The sequence below is a fragment of the Bailinhaonella thermotolerans genome (assembly GCF_003594875.1).
Classification (GTDB): Bacteria; Actinomycetota; Actinomycetes; order Streptosporangiales; family Streptosporangiaceae; genus Bailinhaonella; species Bailinhaonella thermotolerans.
On sequence record NZ_QZEY01000003.1, the window covers coordinates 134,605 to 151,457 of the forward strand.

The 16,853-nt window shown below is 73.9% G+C and carries 15 protein-coding genes; 9 read left to right on the plus strand and 6 right to left on the minus strand.

Features of this window, described 5'->3' with window-relative positions:
• The first annotated feature begins 46 nt into the window (after positions 1 to 46).
• Positions 47 to 1,405, plus strand: coding sequence for a GtrA domain-containing protein (locus D5H75_RS09875; protein WP_119926107.1), 1,359 nt, complete (start codon positions 47 to 49; stop codon positions 1,403 to 1,405).
• 19 nt (positions 1,406 to 1,424) lie between these two features.
• Here D5H75_RS09875 and D5H75_RS09880 read toward each other — a convergent pair whose 3' ends face one another.
• Positions 1,425 to 2,054 (minus strand): TetR/AcrR family transcriptional regulator, encoded by a 630-nt coding sequence (locus D5H75_RS09880; protein WP_119926108.1) that lies wholly within the window; start codon positions 2,052 to 2,054, stop codon positions 1,425 to 1,427.
• Between the two features lie 150 nt (positions 2,055 to 2,204).
• Positions 2,205 to 2,558, minus strand: a complete 354-nt coding sequence (locus tag D5H75_RS09885) for a hypothetical protein (RefSeq protein ID WP_119926109.1) — start codon at positions 2,556 to 2,558, stop codon at positions 2,205 to 2,207.
• Between the two features lie 56 nt (positions 2,559 to 2,614).
• Here D5H75_RS09885 and D5H75_RS09890 point away from each other — a divergent pair, with 56 nt between their 5' ends.
• Both D5H75_RS09890 and D5H75_RS09900 read left to right on the plus strand, forming a co-directional pair.
• Positions 2,615 to 3,208 (plus strand): HAD family hydrolase, encoded by a 594-nt coding sequence (locus D5H75_RS09890; RefSeq protein ID WP_119926110.1) that lies wholly within the window; start codon positions 2,615 to 2,617, stop codon positions 3,206 to 3,208.
• 548 nt (positions 3,209 to 3,756) lie between these two features.
• Positions 3,757 to 4,155 (plus strand): cold-shock protein, encoded by a 399-nt coding sequence (locus D5H75_RS09900; RefSeq protein WP_119926112.1) that lies wholly within the window; start codon positions 3,757 to 3,759, stop codon positions 4,153 to 4,155.
• 134 nt (positions 4,156 to 4,289) lie between these two features.
• Here D5H75_RS09900 and D5H75_RS09905 read toward each other — a convergent pair whose 3' ends face one another.
• Entirely contained in the window at positions 4,290 to 5,888 is a 1,599-nt protein-coding gene (locus D5H75_RS09905; protein ID WP_119926113.1) for an MFS transporter, read from the minus strand.
• Between the two features lie 79 nt (positions 5,889 to 5,967).
• Between D5H75_RS09905 and D5H75_RS09910 the strand changes: the two genes are divergently transcribed.
• On the plus strand, positions 5,968 to 6,756 hold the full coding sequence (locus D5H75_RS09910) for a DUF3027 domain-containing protein (protein WP_119926114.1): 789 nt from the start codon (positions 5,968 to 5,970) through the stop codon (positions 6,754 to 6,756).
• Positions 6,757 to 6,940: 184 nt separating this feature from the next.
• The gene (locus D5H75_RS09915) at positions 6,941 to 10,072 is read left to right on the plus strand and encodes a sacsin N-terminal ATP-binding-like domain-containing protein (protein ID WP_119926115.1); all 3,132 of its coding nucleotides are present in this window, start codon (positions 6,941 to 6,943) and stop codon (positions 10,070 to 10,072) included.
• Positions 10,073 to 10,168: 96 nt separating this feature from the next.
• On the opposite strand, the gene D5H75_RS09920 is transcribed toward D5H75_RS09915, so the two are convergent.
• Positions 10,169 to 10,387, minus strand: coding sequence for a DUF2530 domain-containing protein (locus D5H75_RS09920; protein ID WP_119926116.1), 219 nt, complete (start codon positions 10,385 to 10,387; stop codon positions 10,169 to 10,171).
• A 104-nt stretch (positions 10,388 to 10,491) separates the two neighbouring features.
• On the opposite strand from D5H75_RS09920, the gene D5H75_RS09925 reads away from it, so the two are divergent.
• Both D5H75_RS09925 and D5H75_RS09930 read left to right on the plus strand, forming a co-directional pair.
• A complete protein-coding gene (locus tag D5H75_RS09925; protein ID WP_242454107.1) occupies positions 10,492 to 11,166 on the plus strand; it encodes a DUF4396 domain-containing protein in 675 nt (224 codons plus the stop codon).
• 200 nt (positions 11,167 to 11,366) lie between these two features.
• Positions 11,367 to 12,869: an NCS2 family permease gene (locus D5H75_RS09930; protein WP_119926118.1), complete on the plus strand. Its 1,503-nt coding sequence runs from the start codon at positions 11,367 to 11,369 to the stop codon at positions 12,867 to 12,869.
• 67 nt (positions 12,870 to 12,936) lie between these two features.
• Here the strand turns inward: D5H75_RS09930 and D5H75_RS09935 are convergent, their stop codons facing one another.
• Positions 12,937 to 14,379 (minus strand): MFS transporter, encoded by a 1,443-nt coding sequence (locus tag D5H75_RS09935; protein WP_119926119.1) that lies wholly within the window; start codon positions 14,377 to 14,379, stop codon positions 12,937 to 12,939.
• A gap of 115 nt (positions 14,380 to 14,494) precedes the next feature.
• Between D5H75_RS09935 and D5H75_RS09940 the strand changes: the two genes are divergently transcribed.
• Positions 14,495 to 14,953: a MarR family transcriptional regulator gene (locus D5H75_RS09940; protein ID WP_119926120.1), complete on the plus strand. Its 459-nt coding sequence runs from the start codon at positions 14,495 to 14,497 to the stop codon at positions 14,951 to 14,953.
• Positions 14,954 to 15,055: 102 nt separating this feature from the next.
• Here D5H75_RS09940 and D5H75_RS09945 read toward each other — a convergent pair whose 3' ends face one another.
• A complete protein-coding gene (locus D5H75_RS09945; protein WP_119926121.1) occupies positions 15,056 to 16,222 on the minus strand; it encodes an MFS transporter in 1,167 nt (388 codons plus the stop codon).
• 138 nt (positions 16,223 to 16,360) lie between these two features.
• On the opposite strand from D5H75_RS09945, the gene D5H75_RS09950 reads away from it, so the two are divergent.
• Positions 16,361 to 16,819: a MarR family winged helix-turn-helix transcriptional regulator gene (locus D5H75_RS09950; protein WP_119926122.1), complete on the plus strand. Its 459-nt coding sequence runs from the start codon at positions 16,361 to 16,363 to the stop codon at positions 16,817 to 16,819.
• The last annotated feature ends 34 nt before the right edge of the window (positions 16,820 to 16,853 follow it).

Consider the following 16,853-nt stretch of genomic DNA (forward strand, 5'->3'; position numbering starts at 1 on the left):
CCGGCCACCGGTGACACGCGCGGGCTGTTGCGGGAGGATTGTCGGGATGAGCGAGCAGGCCGACCAACTCGTGCTTGCCTACGTCAGCCGCGTGGCCGACGCGGCCCACGGCATGCTGCGCCCCCACGAGCGCCTGGACTTCGTGCGGCGGCTCCGCCTCCGCATCGACGAGATGCGTGACGGCAGCGACGACCCGGCGGTGGTGCGCAAGGTCCTCGCCCGGTTCGGCGACCCGGCGGCGCTGGTCGCGCGCGAGGCCGACCGGCTGGCCGCCGAGGCCCACGGGGCGGGGGCGGGCGACCCCCGGACGCCGGAGAGCGAGTTCATCGACCCGAGGTCGGAGTCCCCGACCGAGATCCTCCCGGCCATCCGCGAACCCCCGCCAGGCCCCGCCGCCTCCACGGGCGAGCCACGCGACGGCCCGGGTCCGGGTGGCCCGGGTCCGGGTGGCCCGGGTATGGGCGGGACGGGCACGGGCGGGACGGGCACGGGCGGGGCGGGAGGCCGGCGCGCGGCCCGGCCCGGCGGTTCCGGTCTGTGGAAACCCGGCAGGAAGCGCGACGCGGGCGCGGCGCGCGACGGGGCGGCCAGGAACGGCACGGCCGGGAACCCCGGCGGCCGGCCCCGCGACGGACGCGGCGAGCGGGACGAGCGGAACGCGCAGCGCGGGCAGCAGGGACGGAACGGTCGGAACGGGCGGAACGGCCTCGACCGGAACGGGCGGGCGCGGCCGAGGCTGCCCGGCATGGGCCTGCCCGGCACCGGCGTGCCCGGTGTCTTCCGCAAACCCCAGCTCGGCCCGCAGCCCCCCGGCGTGGCCGAGTCCCTCAAGGCCGCCCGCGACGCCCTGCTGAACAAGCCGCCCCCGCAGCCGCCCCCGAAGGTGAAGCGCGAGGCCGAGCCGGGCCCCGTGCAACCGCCGGGCGGCATCCCCGAATACGTCCCGGCCGAGGACGACGCGGACTCGCCGTACGTCAGGCGCGAGAAGGCGCCGCGCGGGGCCGGAGTCGTGGCCCTGCTGGCGGGCAACCGGCTGGAGGCGGTCGCGCTCGCGCTCCTGCTGGCCGCGGCGGTGTGCGCGCCGCTGGCCCTGCCGAACCTGGCGATCTTCCCGGTGGCGCTGATCGTGTGGGCGGGGGCGGCCGTCGCGATCCTGTTCTCCACGCGGTGGACCTTCCGCGACCGGATGACGGGCCTGATGTCCCCGGTCTGGATCTACGCCGCGGGGGTCCTGGTCGTCTGGGTCAACCGGGGCGGCCTCGCGGCCGGGCTCGACGGCTTCCGCCTGGCGTACACCCGCGCGGGTCCGGCCATGTTCGCGGTCGGCTGCCTGGTCGCCGTGGCCTACCTCCTGTGGCGCCTGGCCCGCCCGCGCCCGCCCCGCCGTACGCGATCCGCGGGCTGACGGAACGGCTCCCGCCGGGTCAGGCGCTGGTGACGGGGCTGGTCTCGCGGGTCTCGCTGAGCATGCCCAGCGCGAGCCGTACCCAGGACTGGACGAAGCGGTCCCGGTCCACCTGGCCCGGCGGCTCGTCCACGGTGTCCAGGAACATCCAGTAGTGCACGACCGCGCCGCCCAGGACGGCACCCACGGCGGGCCAGTCCTGGTCCACGCCGGCGAACTCCGGCTGCACCCGGAACCACGTCGTGATCGCGTCGTACATCGGCTGGAGCAGTCCCTCGCGGACCGCCTGCACCAGCTCGGGGAACTGGCTGAGGTCGCGGAAGAAGACGCGGGTCAGCTCCCGCTCCTCCTTGACCTTGGCCAGGCCGACCTTGCACAGGATGGCCAGCCGGGTCTCCAGCGGCAGCGACTCGGCCGCCTCGACCTCGGCCAGGCTCACGGCGATCTGCTCGCGCGTGCGCGCCGCGTGCTCGTTTATGGCCGCCGCCAGCACGTCGTACTTGGACTTGAAGTGACGGTAGAGCCCCCCGGCGCCCGGGGACAGCCCCGAGGCAGCCTCGATCTCCGCCACGGATGTGGCGGCGTAACCGCGTTCGGCGAACAGCCGCAGGGCTTCGTCCACGATCCGTTCGCGCGTCGATCTCGTCATGTGTTGCCTTTCCTCCCCCACGACCCTAATGGGACAGCACGGGTAAGCTCCGCACTGCCTGGGGGAACCCCCCGGCGTTTCGTGTTCGTGCCCGTTTCCGCACCGTACGGCCCCGGCCCGCGGCGCCCTCGGGACCGGCCGCGCGCGGGTTCAGCGGGACGGGGCGAGCCGCCGTACGAGACCGGCCAGGATCGACCCGGCGACCAGCCAGACCAGGGCGGCGAGCCCGAAGTTGACCAGTACCCCGATGCGCGCGTCGGTCAGCACGAACAGGTCGTCGAGGCCGAGCGAGATCGAGTTCGCGAGGTCGCCGACGACCTGGACGAGGCGGTTCGCCCGGTTCGCGGAGAACACCACGAAGAGTACGTGCACCACGAGCACCGCCGCCGCCAGCCTCGCGACGATGAGGATCGCCGTGGCGACGCCGTTCGCGACGCGGGCCGCCGCGCTCCGGGTGGGCGTGGCGCGGCGCTTCGCCTCGGTCTTGGGCCGGTCCTCTGCCATGGGCGCCTCCCGACTCCAAATTACGTGGGGAATCGCGGCTTTGGCACCCTTATCTCGTGGATACCGTGGGCTTCGACCTCGACCTGACCCTGGCCGACACGAGAGCGGGCATCGCCGCCTGCTACGCCGAGCTGAGCCGTGAGACCGGCGTGGAGATGGACACGGCGCGGATCGTGGCCCGCCTCGGCCCGCCGCTGGAGCACGAACTGGCCCACTGGTTCCCGGCCGCCGAGATCCCGGCGGTGGCCGCCCGCTTCCGCGAGCTGTACGAGCACCACGCCCTCCCCGAGACGACCGCGATGCCCGGCGCCCACGAGGCGGTGGCCGCCGTGCGGAGCCGGGGCCAGGGCGTGATCGTCGTCACCGGCAAGAACCCCCGCGACGCGGAGGCCACCGTCGCCTTCCTCGGCCTGGACGTGGACGCCGTCATCGGCTCGGTCTTCGGCAAGGCCAAGGGCGGCGCCCTGATCGAGCACAACGCGGTGACCTACGTGGGAGACCACCTGGGCGACGTGGACGCCGCCCGGGCCGCGGGCGTCAGAAGCATAGGCGTCGCCACCGGCGCCTACACCGAATCCGCCCTCCGCGACTACGGCGCCGACCTCACCTTCCCCGACCTCACCACCTTCGCCACCTGGTACACCCCCTGACCCCCGCCGAGGACATCGCGCTGACCCCCGCCGAGGACATCGCGCTGACCCTCGCCGAGGACATCGCGCGCCCAGACCGAGGGCCGGCCCGCCAGGGACGAGAGCCCCCGAGATGGGCCAAGGCGGACCTCCCTGGGAGCGCCCGCGACCACTCCTGGGAAGGGGGCGGTCAAGGCGGGCAGGCGAGGCCACGCCGGGCCCCGGGGAGCGGCCGTCACCGGTCGCGCGAAGGGATGCGGCCGAGGTGGGCAGGGGCGCGGCCGAGGTGGGCGGGTAGGACCACGCGGGGGGTGCCGAGGCGCGCCGGTGATCAGGGAAGACCGTTTCCGGAGTGCGAGGAACGAGCGCTCCGGAAACGATCTCGTATGATCACCGGACTTTAAGCGCCTCGGCTGGCGAGCGAAGCGAGCCGGTAAACACAGCACAGTTACGCAATCGGTGCCTTACGCGATGGTCAACCTCTGTCGAGTGGGGAATAACCTTTAGTCAGCGTCCGACGCCGGGCGCCCGTCAGTGTGCTCGCTTCCCGTTAGACAGAGGTCAGCCCTGTGCCGAGTGGCAAGGTCAAGTGGTACGACGCCGACAAGGGTTTCGGCTTCCTCACCCGTGACGACGGCGGTGAGGTCTTCGTGCATTCCTCCGCGCTGCCCGGTGGCGTCCAGACGTTGAAGCCCGGCCAGCGGGTCGAGTTCGGGGTGGCCGAGGGCCGCCGCGGGCAGCAGGCTCTCTCGGTCCGCGTGCTGGAGCAGCCTCCGACACTGACCAAGCCGCCGCGGCCCAAGGGCAAGCGCAAGAAGCCGGACGAGATGGTCGTCATCACCGAGGACCTGATCAAGCTGCTCGACGGCATCTCCGAGATCTACCGCCGGGGCAAGCACCCCGACCCCCGCGAGGCCAAGAAGATCGCGACCGTCCTGCGCGCGGTGGCCGACGACCTCGACGCCTGATCCCGTACGGCTCACGCCCGCGCCCCCCGTGGCGTACGGCGTGAGCCCCGCGGCGTACGGCGTGAGCCCCGCGGCGTACGGCGTGAGCCCCGCGGCGTACGGCGTGAGGCCCGCGGCGTGCCCGGGCGCGCCGGTCAGCCGAGCGGGCGGGGCGCGGTCAGCGGGCCGGAGCCGGGGTCCAGGCGGTCGTCGTCCTCGTCGTCGGGACCGGGGTCACGCGGGACGTCCGGGTCCGGCAGCGTGCTCGTGACCGTGTCCGTCTCGTCCTCCAGGTCCGGCTTCGGGCCCGGATCGCGCGGCCCGGCGTCCGTGTACATCGTGGCCAGCCCCGGTCCCGGGCGGGCGCGCGGCTTGGCCGGGCGGGACGCGCGGACCCGGCGGCGGCGCTGGACCAGGAGCCACAGCAGGGTGAGCCCGAGCACGGAGGCGAGCGTCGCCAGGCCCGCCGTGCCCCCGGCGAACAGCGAGAACACCAGCCCGACCAGGCCGCCGAACACCCACGCGATCTGAAGCAGCGCCTCGGACACGCCGAACGTGGACGAGCGCACCTCCTCGCCGATCTCGTGCTGCACGATGGCGTCCAGGGCGAGTTGCCCAAGCGCCTGCGCGAACGCGGCCACCACCGCCACCGCGACCGCCGCCCACAGCCCGAAGAACCAGGCCGCCACGCCGGTCGCGACCGCCGCCAGCCCCAGCGTGAGCAGCACGATCACGTGGGGCGTCCGGGAGCGGATGAGCGCGCCCGTCGCGGTGCCCAGCAGCGCCCCCATCCCGGCGGCGGCGACCAGCACGCCCAGCGTGACCGGCTGGTCCAGCCCCGGCAGGTGCTTGTCCCGCACCAGGAAGATCAGGAAGAAGACCAGGAAGCCGGAGTAGACCCGGATCGCGGCGTTCGCCCGCAGCGACTCGGCGACCACCGGCCCCACGTTCAGCAGCGTGCGCCACTTCCCCTTGCGGGACCCGCGGGGCTCCACCGCGGGCGCGTCCGGCGAGTCGACGTGGGGCGGCAGCCGTACGGCGTAGAAGCCGCCGGCCAGGAACACCACCATCGCCAGCCGCAGCGTCCACTCCGGCCCGATCCACGCCGACAGGCCCGCCGCCACCGGCGCGCCGACCCCGGCCGCGACCAGCGAGGCCAGGGCCACCCGGGAGTTCGCGGTGACCAGCGCGATGTCCGCGGGCAGCAGGCTCGGCATCACGGCGGCCCGCGACACGCCGTACGCCTTGGACAGCACGAGCACGCCGAACGCGGCGGGGAAGAGCGTGATCGCGTCCTCGTACTGGACGGCCGAGGCCATGCCCCAGCAGAGCAGGCCGCGCGCGACCAGGGTGCCCGCGATCACGAACCGCCGCCCCGAGCGCAGCCGGTCCAGCGCCGGGCCGACGAAGGGCGCCACGATCGCGAACGGGATCATGGTGAGCAGGAGGTACAGCGCGACGGGCCCGCGCGCCTCGTCCACCGGCAGCCCGAACAGGAGCGTCCCGGCCAGCGAGACCGTGACCAGCGCGTCGCCCAGGCTCTGCACGGCGGTCAGCTCGATCAGGTGGGCGAGCCCGGTGCGTCCCGCGCCGTCGGCGTGGGTGATCCGGCGCGCGGCGCGGCCCACCGCCCGCCCGGCACGCCCGGCGGAGCGGCCCGCCATCCCGAGCCCGTGCCCGGTCGCGCGTGCGCCATTGGCCACGGCACGCCCCGCGCCCCGCAGCCGTTCCCACACGCTCGGCTCGCCGTCCATAAGGTCAAGTCTTACCGGAGACACCCGGAGACTTCACAGATGGGCACGTTAGGTGCCGCGGATGGGTGAGAATTGAAGGGTGAGCGCCACACGTTCCCGCACCGCCGCCCCGGACAAGGCCTCCGCCGAGGCGATCGACCTGGCCCGGGCCGCCGCCGAGGACGTCGCCCGCCCCGGTGAGGTGGGCGAACACCTCGGGCTGACCGCCGAGGGCGACCGCGTCGTCACCCACTACTTCGCCTGCCTCGACCGCGCCTACCGCGGCTGGCGGTGGGCGGTCACCGTCGCGCGCGCCTCGCGGGCCAAGAACGTCACGGTCAGCGAGAGCGTGCTGCTGCCGGGCGCCGACGCGCTGCTGCCGCCCGAATGGGTGCCGTGGAGCGAGCGGCTGCGCCCCGGCGACCTCGGCGTGGGCGACCTGCTGCCCGCGCCCGCCGACGACGACCGGCTGACCCCCGGCTTCACGGCGGCCGGCGACGACGGCGACCAGCAGATGATCTCGGAGTACGGCCTGGGCCGCGCCCGGGTCCTGTCCCAGGAGGGCAAGGACCGCGCCGCCCGCCGCTGGCACGCGGGCGAGTCCGGGCCCCACACCCCGATCGCCCACGCCGCGCCCGCCCAGTGCTCCACCTGCGGCTTCTACTGGCCGCTGCGCGGCTCCCTGGGTTACGGCTTCGGCGTCTGCGCCAACGAATACGCCCCCGACGACGGCCGCGTCGTCTCGGTGGACCACGGCTGCGGCGCGCACTCCGAGGCGGTCGTCCCCCAGCCCGTCGTGGAGGCGGCCCCGCCGATCCTCGACGACTTGGGCTACGACCTGATGGGCTCGGTCCACGACGACGACGCCGAGCCGCTCGGCCACTCCTGACCCCCCTTCCCCCGCGATCTCGCGGTTTCGCTCACGCTCCGTGACCGGAACCGCGAGATCGGTGTGACGCGCCGCGAGATCGGGTCCCGGGGCGTGGAAGACTCCCCTCGGGGAGAACGTCTTCTCCCCGTTGCTCCGGTTGGGTGATGGGCGTGCAGGCGCCCCTGGTCTAGGGGGTTCCCCGGTGAGTGATCCGTTCGGGACTGACGGGCTGCGGGAGCGGGTGCTCGCGGGATGGGCCGCCTCGCCCGCGCGGTTCCGGGAGGACGCCAACGCCGAGGAGGACTTCGCGCTCGGCGGCTACCGCGACCGGGTGATCGTCGAGCTGGCGCAGAACGCCGCCGACGCCGCGCTCGCCGCCGGGGAACGCGCCGTCGTCCGGTTCACGCTCTCCGGATCCGTGCTGGAGGCCGCCAACACCGGGGCCCCGCTGACGGCGGACGGGGTCGAGGCGCTGTCCACGCTGCGGGCCTCGGCCAAGCGGGAGACCCCGGAGTCCGCGGGGCGCTTCGGCGTGGGCTTCGCGGCGGTCGCGGCCGTGAGCGACGAGCCGAGCGTCTTCTCGCGTTCGACCGGGGGCGTGCGCTGGTCGCGCGCCGAGACGTTCGTGCTGGCCTCGCGGATCCCGGTGCTCGCCGACGAGCTCGGCCGCAGGGGCGGCACCGTGCCCGTGCTGCGGCTGCCGTTCCCCCTGCCCGCCGCCGGAGCCGACCCCGGGTCCGGTCCCGGGGCCGGCGTCGAGGTCGGCGTCGAGGTCGGTTCCGCCGCCGGCGCCGCGGCCGGCTCGGTACGGCCCGTGCCGGGTATGGCGGTGCCCGACGGGTTCGAGACGCTGGTGCGGCTGCCGCTGCGGGACGACGCCGCGCGGGAACTGGTCGCGCGGCTGCTGAAGGAGACCGGGCCCGCGCTGCTGCTGGCGCTGCCCGCGCTGGAGCGGGTCGAGATCGAGGTGGACGGGGAACGCCGCGCGCTGACCGCCGCCGAGGTGTCCGCCTCCTGGCGCACTCACTCGGTGAGCGGCGACATTCCGGCGGAGCTGCTGGCGGACCGGCCCAGCGAGGAGCGGGCGCGGCCGTACTGGCGGGTCACCTGGGCCGTCCCCGCCAAGGGGGAGACGCTGCCGGGCGGCGTCCCGCCGGTGGTGCACGCGCCGACCCCGAGCGACGAGCGGCTGGACCTGCCCGCGCTGCTGATCGCGTCGTTCCCGCTGGCCTCGGACCGGCGGCACGTCGCGCCGGGCGCGCTCACGGACTTCCTGGTGGAGCGGGCGGCCGAGGCGTACGTCGAGACGCTCTCCGGGATGGAGCCGACGCCGAGGCTGCTCGCGTTCGTGCCCGGCCCGATGGGGGCGGGGGAACTGGACGCCGCGATCCGGCGGGCCGTCCTGGCCCGGCTGCCCGACGCGCCGCTGCTGCCCGTCGCCGCCGCGTCGTCGCCGTACGGCTCGCGCGAGCGCGGCGCCTCCGTGCCCGACCTGGCGCTCGACCTGGACCTCGGCCTCGACACCGTGCCCTCCACGGCGGACCTGGAGGGGCGGGTGCCGGGGCGCAAGGCCGTCGTGGTGGACGGCACTCCGGGGCTGATCACGCTGCTCGCCGAGTTCATGCCGGGGCTGCTGCCGTACGGCTGGCCCGCGCGCCACGCCGCGCTGGGGCGGCTCGGGGTGAAGCGGGTGGACCTGGCCGACGTGGTGGACCTGCTGGGCGACCTGCGGCGGGAGCCCGCCTGGTGGCGCGAGCTGTACGAGGCGCTGGCCGGGGCGGACCCGGAGGCGCTGGGGTCGCTCCCGGTGCCGCTCTCGGACGGGCGGCTCGTGCGGGGGCCGCGCGGGACGCTGATCATGACCGAGCGGGTCCCGGCGCTGGACCCGCTGGGGCTGCGGATCGTGCACCCGGAGGCGGCGCACCCGCTGCTGGTACGCCTCGGCGCGGCCGAGGCCACGCCGCGGGCCGTCCTCGACGACGCGCTGACCAGGGCCGCCGTGGCCGCGTCGCTGGAGGAGGCCGAGCCGGAGGCGATCGCCGAGGCCGTGCTGTCGCTCGCGGACGCGGCGGGGCTGCGGCCGGGGGAGGAGCCCTGGCTGGGCGACCTCGCGCTGCCCGGGGCCGACGGCGAGTGGTACCCCGCGAACGAGCTGCTGCTGCCCGGCGGGGCGTTCGCCCAGGTCGTGGCGGCGGACGCGCCGTTCGGGGAGGTCGCGGCGGACCTCGTGGAGCGGTTCGGGCCGGGCCCGCTGGAGGCCGTGGGCGTGCTCGGGGACTTCGCTCTCGTCCGCGACTCCGAGGTGGTCATGGACGCGGACGAGAGCGACCACGGGCTCGACGACGAGGACGCCTGGATCGAGGAGGTCCTCGACCGGCTCCCCGACCTGGACGTGCCCCCGGTCGCGCACGAGTTCGCCGCCGTCCGCGACCTGGAGTACGTCGGCGACTGGGACCGCGCGCTCCCGCTGCTCGCCCGCCCGCCGCTGCGCGAGGCCGTGCTGGAGCCGCTGCGCCTGCCCGAGGGCACGATGCCGTCGTACACCGGCTGGTGGCTGCGCGAGCACCCCGTCCTCAACGGCGCCTGCCCCTGTGACCTGCGGCTCCCCGACGCCGACCCGCTGCTCGCCGGGCTGTACGGCGAGGCGCGCGTGGTCGAGGAGATCGCGGACGACCTGGAGTTCCTGGAGGCCATCGGGATCCGGACGACGCTGGGCGCGCTGCTCGCGGAGCCCGGCGGGCCGAACGAACTGCTCGACCGCCTCGCCGACCCCGGCCTGCCGGTGACGCGCGCGCAGCTCAAGGGCCTGTGGACGGCGCTGGCCGCGATCCCCGCCGACCGGATCTCCCCGCCCGCGCGCATCCGGGGCGTACGCGGCGGCGACCTGACGGAGGTCGTGGTCTCACCGGCCGAGGACGCGGTGGTGGTGGAGGCCCCGGACCTGCTGCCGCTGCTGGGGGACCGGACGCTCGTGCTCGCGCCGTTCGACCTCGCGGAGACCTTGGCGGAACTGCTCGACCTGCCCCTCGCCGGAGAGGTCGCCGAGGGCCCGGTCACGTCCCTGGGCGTCGTCACCGAGGTCCCCGCCGCGGTGCGCGCCCTGCTCCCCACCGCCCCCGAGACGTGGACCCGCCACGAGAACCTCCTGGTCAACGGGGTCCCGGTGCGCTGGCGCTACCTCGAAGGCACCGTCCACGCCGCCGACCTCGACGGCCTCGCCCGGGGTCTGGCCTGGGCGGCCGGCCGCTGGCAGGACCGCCTCACCGTCGCCGCCCTCCTCCACGCCCCCGAGTCGGCCCCCCTCCTCCTGGCCGAATCCGACCTCGACGTCTGACCCCCACGCGGTGATCACGCGGTTTCGCGCGCCGGGCGTGAAACCGCGTGATCAGGGCGAAGCCGGGGGGCTGGTGGGCTTTGGGGCTGGAAGCCGTCAGCGGGAGCGGCGGTTGCGGCGCCAGATGTAGGCCATGCCGAAGAAGCCGCCCACGACGCCCGCGACGCAGGTCCAGATCCACCAGTGGCGGCCCTCCGGCGGCTGGGCGATCAGCAGGACGACCAGGGCGATCGCCCAGATCGCGGTGCCCACCTGGACCGTCAGCATGTCCTTGGTCTGCATGGGAGGCGGGTCGGGCCGGCGCGGCTGCTTCACCCGTCCAGCGTATATCCGCGTGCCGGAGAAGGGTTCGAGGCCTGTTGTGGGGTACCCCGTAGGGGTATATGGTGTCCACCGATGTTCTCGGCACGGAGGAAACGATGAGTCTCACCAGGCAGGCGATCAGCGCCACCCTTCACTGCCTCACCGGCTGCGCGATCGGCGAGATCCTCGGCATGGTGATCGGCACGGCGCTGGGCTGGGGCGATTTCCAGACCATCGTCCTCGCGGTCGCGCTGGCCTTCCTCTTCGGGTACTCCCTCACGATCCGCCCCGTCCTGAAGGCCGGCGTCGGGTTCCGCCGCGCGATCGGCGTCGCCCTGGCCGCCGACACGATCTCGATCACGGTCATGGAGATCGTGGACAACGGCATCATGCTCGCGGTCCCCGGCGCGATGGACGCGGGCCTGACCGACTTCCTCTTCTGGGGCGCCCTCGCCCTCGCCTTCCTCATCGCCTTCATCGTGACGGTCCCGGTCAACCGCGCCCTCATCGCCCGGGGCAAGGGCCACGCCGTCGTCCACGAGTACCACGGCGGTCACGGCGACCACGGCGACCACAGTGGCCATGGTGGTCACGGCGGTCACGAGGGCCATGAAGGTCACGAGGGCCACGAGGGTCACGGCGACCACATGGCGCACGGGAACCACGGCGGCCACTCCGCGCGTCAGGACGCCGACCACGCTTCGCACGAGGGCCACGGCGGCCACGCCCCGCAGGGGGCTCAGGCCGTACGGCATGAGCGCGGCGGGCACGACGGGCACCACGGCCACTGAGCCCCGGCGCCCCACCCCGGCCGCGGTGATCATGCGGTTTCGCGGGAAACCGCGTGATCACGGCGGGGGTGGAGGCGCGAGGGGGTGGCGCGGGGGTGTGGGTGTAGATCGGACTAACGACTCGATCTCGGAACAATCACCATCGGCGCGGAACCCTTCCGGTGTGAGGTCGGCTCCGCCACCCTTCGCCCGTGAGTGAAATGCAAACCCCCAAGGACGAGACCATGGTCGCCAAAGAGGCGACACCGCCTCACGGGTGGCTCGACCGCTTCTTCGAGATCTCCGCACGTGGATCCACGCTCTCCCGCGAGGTCCGCGGCGGCCTGGCCACGTTCTTCACGATGGCCTACATCGTCGTCCTGAACCCGCTGATCCTCGGGTTCGCCCAGGACGCCGACAAGCAGTTCCTCGGCGACGGGAACGCCCCGAACATCCCGGCGATCGCCGCCGCCACCGCGCTCGTGGCCGGCCTTCTGAGCATCCTGATGGGGCTGGTGGGCCGCGTCCCGTTCGCCATGGCCGCCGGGCTCGGCCTCAACGCGTTCGTCGCCCTGGGCATCGCGAGCTCGATGTCCTGGGAAGACGCGATGGGCCTGGTGGTCCTGGAAGGTCTGATCATCGCCATCCTGGTGCTGACCGGCTTCCGCGTGGCGGTCTTCAACGCGATCCCGGCGCAGCTCAAGACCGCGATCAGCGTCGGCATCGGCCTGTTCATCGCCCTGATCGGCTTCGTGGACGCCGGTTTCGTCCGCGCCACCGGCAACCCCTCGCCCCCGATCGGGCTGGGCATCGGCGGTGAGCTGAAGAGCTGGCCGCTGCTCGTCTTCGTCGTCGGCCTGCTCCTCACCGGCGTGCTCGTGGCCCGCAAGACCAAGGGCGCGATCCTCATCGGCATCGTGGCCACGACGATCCTCGCCATCGTCGTCGAGCTGCTGGTCAAGGCGGGCCCGTCGATGGTGGACGGCAAGCCCAACGCGGGTGGCTGGGGCCTGAACGTGCCCGCCTTCCCCACGCGGCTGAGCGAGTTCTTCGGCATCCCCGACCTGCGCCTGATCGGCGACATCAACCTGTTCGGGGCGTTCGGCAAGGTCTCGGCGGTCGCCGCGATCCTGCTCGTCTTCACCCTCCTGGTGACCGACTTCTTCGACACCATGGGCACGATCGTCGGCGTCGGCAGCCAGGCCGGCCTGGTCCGCGAGGACGGCAGCCTCCCCCGGACCCGGGAGATCCTCCTCGTGGACTCCATCGGCGCGGCCGCCGGCGGTGCGGGCTCGGTCTCGTCGAACACGACCTACATCGAGTCCGCCGCGGGCGTGGGTGAGGGCGCTCGCACCGGCCTGGCCAGCGTCGTGACCGGTGTCCTGTTCCTCCTGGCGATGTTCGTGGCCCCGCTGGTCAAGATCGTCCCCTACGAGGCCGCGGCCCCCGCCCTGGTCGTCGTGGGCTTCCTGATGATGACCTCGATCAAGAACATCGACTTCAGCGACTTCTCGGTGGCGATCCCCGCCTTCCTCACGATCGTCCTGATGCCCTTCGGCTACTCGATCGCGACCGGTATCGGCGCGGGCTTCATCTCATACGTGATCATCAAGACCTTCCAGGGCAAGGCCCGGGAGATCCACCCCCTTCTCTGGCTCGTCTCCCTCCTGTTCGTGGTCCACTTCGCCATCGCCCCGATCAAGGCGCTCTTCGGGCTGGCCTGATCCCGCTTCGTCTCGTACGGCGGGCCGTCGCGTTCCTCCCCGGGGCGCGGCGGCCCGCCGTACCGCATCACGGGTGGGAGGCGGCGGTCTTCGGGAGGAGGAACATCAGGGCGGCGGCGGCGACGTAGCAGGCGATCTGCCAGGGGAGGATCGCGGCCAGGGCGTCGCCGTACGGCGGGGGCGCGGGGGCGTCGTCGAGGCGGGCGAAGAAGACGGAGCCGAGGACGGCGACGCCGAGGGCGTTGCCGAGCTGGGTGACCGTGGTGAGGACGCCGCCCGCGGTGCCCGCGTGGCGGCCGGGGACTCCGGCGAGGACCACGTTGATCAGGGACGGCGCGGTCAGGCCCAGCCCGGCTCCGCCGAAGAACAGCGGCACGGCCAGCGCCCAGAACCCCGGCGTCCCCTCGCGGATCAGCAGGAGCAGGACGACCTGGGACGCGGCGAGGATCAGGGAGCCGCTGACGAGCAGCGCGCGGCTCGCGAAGCGGGCCCCGGCGCTGGAGGTGAGGATCGACCCCACGGCGTACGGCAGGATCAGCAGGCCGGTGTCGAGCGCGTCGCGGCCCGTGCCGAGCTGGAGGTACACCGACAGCAGCAGGAAGAAGGCCCCGAGCGCGCCGAAGAACAGCAGGCAGACCGACAGCCCGGCGGCGAAGGCGCGGACGCGCAGCAGGGCCGGGTCGAGGATGGGCTGCCCGCCCCGCGCGGCCAGCCGCCGCTGCGTGACCAGGAACAGCGCCCCGACGGGGACCGCGCAGGCGAGGACGGCGAACCCCCACCACGGCCAGCCCCAGTCGCGCCCCTGGACCAGCGGCAGGAGGAGGAGTACGGCGGCGCAGGCGGCGAGCACCGCGCCGGTGAGGTCCAGCCGCGCGCCCGACGGCGTGCGCGACTCGGGCATGAAGCGGGCGGCGATGACCAGCCCGGCGATCGCGACCGGCACGTTGACCCAGAAGATCGCCCGCCAGCCCAGGCCGAGCGGGTCCGTCTCGACCAGGACGCCGCCCAGCAGCGGCCCGGCGACCGAGGCCAGCCCGAGCACCGCGCCGTAGGCCCCGAGCGCCCTCGCCCGGGCCTCGGGCGCGAACGACGCGCGGATCACGCCGAAGACCTGCGGGATCATCAGCCCGCCCGCCAGTCCCTGGGCGAGGCGCATCCCGACGAGGACCCCGCTGGACGGGGCCAGCCCGCATCCCGCCGAGGCGAGCATGAACGCGCCCAGCCCCAGGAGGAAGACCCGCCGCCGCCCGAACTGGTCGCCCAGCCGGCCCCCGGTGATCAGGCCCGAGCCGACCGCGAGGGTGTAGCCGGCGAGCATCCACTGGATCGCGGCCTCGCCCGCGCCCAGGTCGGCGGCTATCGCGGGGGCGGCCACGCTGACGATCGTGGCGTCGAGGAGTTCCATGAACGCGGCGATGAGGATCGCGGCCAGCACGACGCCGGCCGTCTTCCCGGTGAGGAGGACGGGTCCGGCGTCGGCGGGCGCGCGGGAGGAGGTGTGCGTGGACATGCGGCTCTCCTGGGCAGGGGACACGGTAAAATCGCTGCATAAGAAAGAAGCTGCGCGACGCAGCTAATATATCGACAAATTACTGCGTGATGCAGCGAACTGAGGGAGATCCGCGATGGCCGACGATCGTGAGAGCCTGCTCGGCGAGCTCACCCGGGTCGCGGTGCCGGGCTGGGCGATCCGGGTCGTGCAGCTCAACAGCGTGGTCGCCGCCAGGCTCGGGGTGACCGACACCGACGTGCAGTGCCTGCACGTGCTCGACCTGTACGGCCCGGCGACCCCGGGGGCCCTGGCCAAGCGCGTGAACCTCACCACCGGGGCCGCGACCCGCATGATCGACCGGCTCGTCGCCGCGGGGTGCGTCCGGCGCGTGCCCGACCCCGGCGACCGCCGCCGCGTCCTCGTCGAGCCCACGAAGGAGGGCGTGGAGCGCGCCTCCGCCGCCTACGCCGGGCTGGTCGCGCGCACCCGGGAGGACCTCGCCGACTTCAGCGACGACGAGCTGCGCACCCTGCTGCGCTTCATGACCGCCGCCGAGCGGAGCACCGCCGCCGAGGTCCAGGAACTCCAGTAGCCCCGAAAGCCGTACGGCGGGGCCGCCGGATTCCGCGAAGGAGTCCGGCGGCCCCGCCGTACGGGAGGACGGGTGTCCGTGCGGGGAGCCCGCTCCGGGGCGTCAGGGGACCGGCGCGGGGACCGGGGCGGGGGCGCGGTCGCGGGAGCCCGCGAGGTAGGCGGTGGCCAGACCGGCCAGGCCGAGGAGGGCGGCGACCCAGAGCGGCGAGATGAAGCCGTGGCCCGCCTCGATGGCCAGGCCCGCGAGGAACGGCCCGATGGTGTTGCCGAGGTTGAACGCGGACGCGTTGGAGGCGGAGGCGAGGGCCTCGGCGCCGGCGGCCTTGTCGAGGATGCGGGTCTGGAGCGGCGGGATCAGGGCCGAGGCGACCACGCCGAACAGCGTCAGTCCGACCACCACGGCGATCTTGTTGTGCGCGGCGAACAGGAGGAGCGCCGCGACCGCGGTGACGGCGGCGATCAGCGCGTAGATGCTGGGCATGAGGGCCCGGTCGGCGTACCGGCCGCCGATGGGGCCGCCGATCAGCATGCCGACGCCGAGCAGGACCATGACCACGGGGACCGCGCCGGCGGAGTAGCCGGTGACCTCGGTGAGCAGCGGGGCCACGTAGGTGATCACGGCGAGGACCGGGGCCCAGCCCACGGCCGTCATCGCGAGGGTGAGCCAGACCTGGCCCCTGCGGAACACCGCCAGCTCCCGGCGCAGGCCGCCCTCGGGGCGCGGACCGGACGGGACCAGGGCCACGATGCCGACCAGCGCGACCACGCCGATCGCGGCGACCACCCAGAACGCCGTGCGCCAGCCGAAGTTCTGCCCGACGAAGGTGCCGAACGGCACGCCGAGCACGTTGGACAGGCTCAGGCCGGTGAACATCAGGGCGATCGCGCGGGACCGCCGCTCGGGCTCGACGAGCCCCGCCGCGACGGCGGACCCGATCCCGATGAACGCGCCGTGGGCGAGCGAGGCCACGATGCGCCCGGTCATCAGGGCCGCGTACGACGAGGCGGCGGCGGACAGCAGGTGGGCGGCGATGAACAGCACCATCAGGCTGACGAGCATGGTCTTGCGCGGGAGGCGGGCCCCGGCGGCCGTGACCAGCGGCGCCCCGACGACCACCCCGAAGGCGTACCCGGAGACGAGCAGGCCCGCCGTGGGGATGGTGACGCCGAAGTCGGCGGCCAGGTCGGGCAGCAGCCCGGAGATGATGAACTCGGTCGTCCCGATGCCGAAGGCCCCGAGGGCCAGCGCCAGAAGGGCGAGCGGCATGTCGATCCTCCTCGGCTAGGATTAGTGGCGAGCGCTGATAAGGAGCGCGCGCATTAATTGCATACGCGGGTTACTTGCAGACGCGGGCTATCTCATCATGCAAGTGACCGGCGTGGCAAATGTGAGGAGGGGTGACCCATGTCACTCGCCGACGGCGACCGGGCCCGGGGCTGGCGCGCGCTCGCCGCCCTGCAGAACCGCATCGAGGACCGGATCGAACGCGCGCTCCAGGAGGCCCATGACCTGAGCGTCAACGAGTTCTGCGCCCTGCACCTGCTCTCTCAGGCGGGCGAGGGCCACCTGCGCATGCAGCAGCTCGCCGACCGCCTCGTCCTCAGCCAGAGCGCCACGACCCGCCTGGTCAGCCGCATGGAGGAGCGCGGCCTGCTGACGCGCACCCTCGACGCCGCGGACCGCCGCGGCATCTGCGCCCGCTCCACCGAGGCCGGCCGCCGGCTCCTGGCCAAGGCCGTCCCGACCCACAACAGCGCCCTCGACGACGCCCTCGCCGAAGCCTCCGAACTGCCCGAGCTGGGCCCCCTCGTCACCGCCCTGGAGTCCCTCGACGTCAAGGTCGAGGAGAGCGCCTCCGCCTGACCGCCTTCCCGCTTTCCGCGGTACGGCCGCCGCG

Coding starts and splice junctions, on each gene's coding strand:
- D5H75_RS09875 (WP_119926107.1), top strand. CDS start 47: ATGAGCGAGCAGGCCGACCAACTCGTGCTTGCCTACGTCAGCCGCGTG.
- D5H75_RS09880 (WP_119926108.1), bottom strand. CDS start 2,054: ATGACGAGATCGACGCGCGAACGGATCGTGGACGAAGCCCTGCGGCTG.
- D5H75_RS09885 (WP_119926109.1), bottom strand. CDS start 2,558: ATGGCAGAGGACCGGCCCAAGACCGAGGCGAAGCGCCGCGCCACGCCC.
- D5H75_RS09905 (WP_119926113.1), bottom strand. CDS start 5,888: ATGGACGGCGAGCCGAGCGTGTGGGAACGGCTGCGGGGCGCGGGGCGT.
- D5H75_RS09925 (WP_242454107.1), top strand. CDS start 10,492: ATGAGTCTCACCAGGCAGGCGATCAGCGCCACCCTTCACTGCCTCACC.
- D5H75_RS09930 (WP_119926118.1), top strand. CDS start 11,367: ATGCAAACCCCCAAGGACGAGACCATGGTCGCCAAAGAGGCGACACCG.
- D5H75_RS09935 (WP_119926119.1), bottom strand. CDS start 14,379: ATGTCCACGCACACCTCCTCCCGCGCGCCCGCCGACGCCGGACCCGTC.
- D5H75_RS09940 (WP_119926120.1), top strand. CDS start 14,495: ATGGCCGACGATCGTGAGAGCCTGCTCGGCGAGCTCACCCGGGTCGCG.
- D5H75_RS09945 (WP_119926121.1), bottom strand. CDS start 16,222: ATGCCGCTCGCCCTTCTGGCGCTGGCCCTCGGGGCCTTCGGCATCGGG.
- D5H75_RS09950 (WP_119926122.1), top strand. CDS start 16,361: ATGTCACTCGCCGACGGCGACCGGGCCCGGGGCTGGCGCGCGCTCGCC.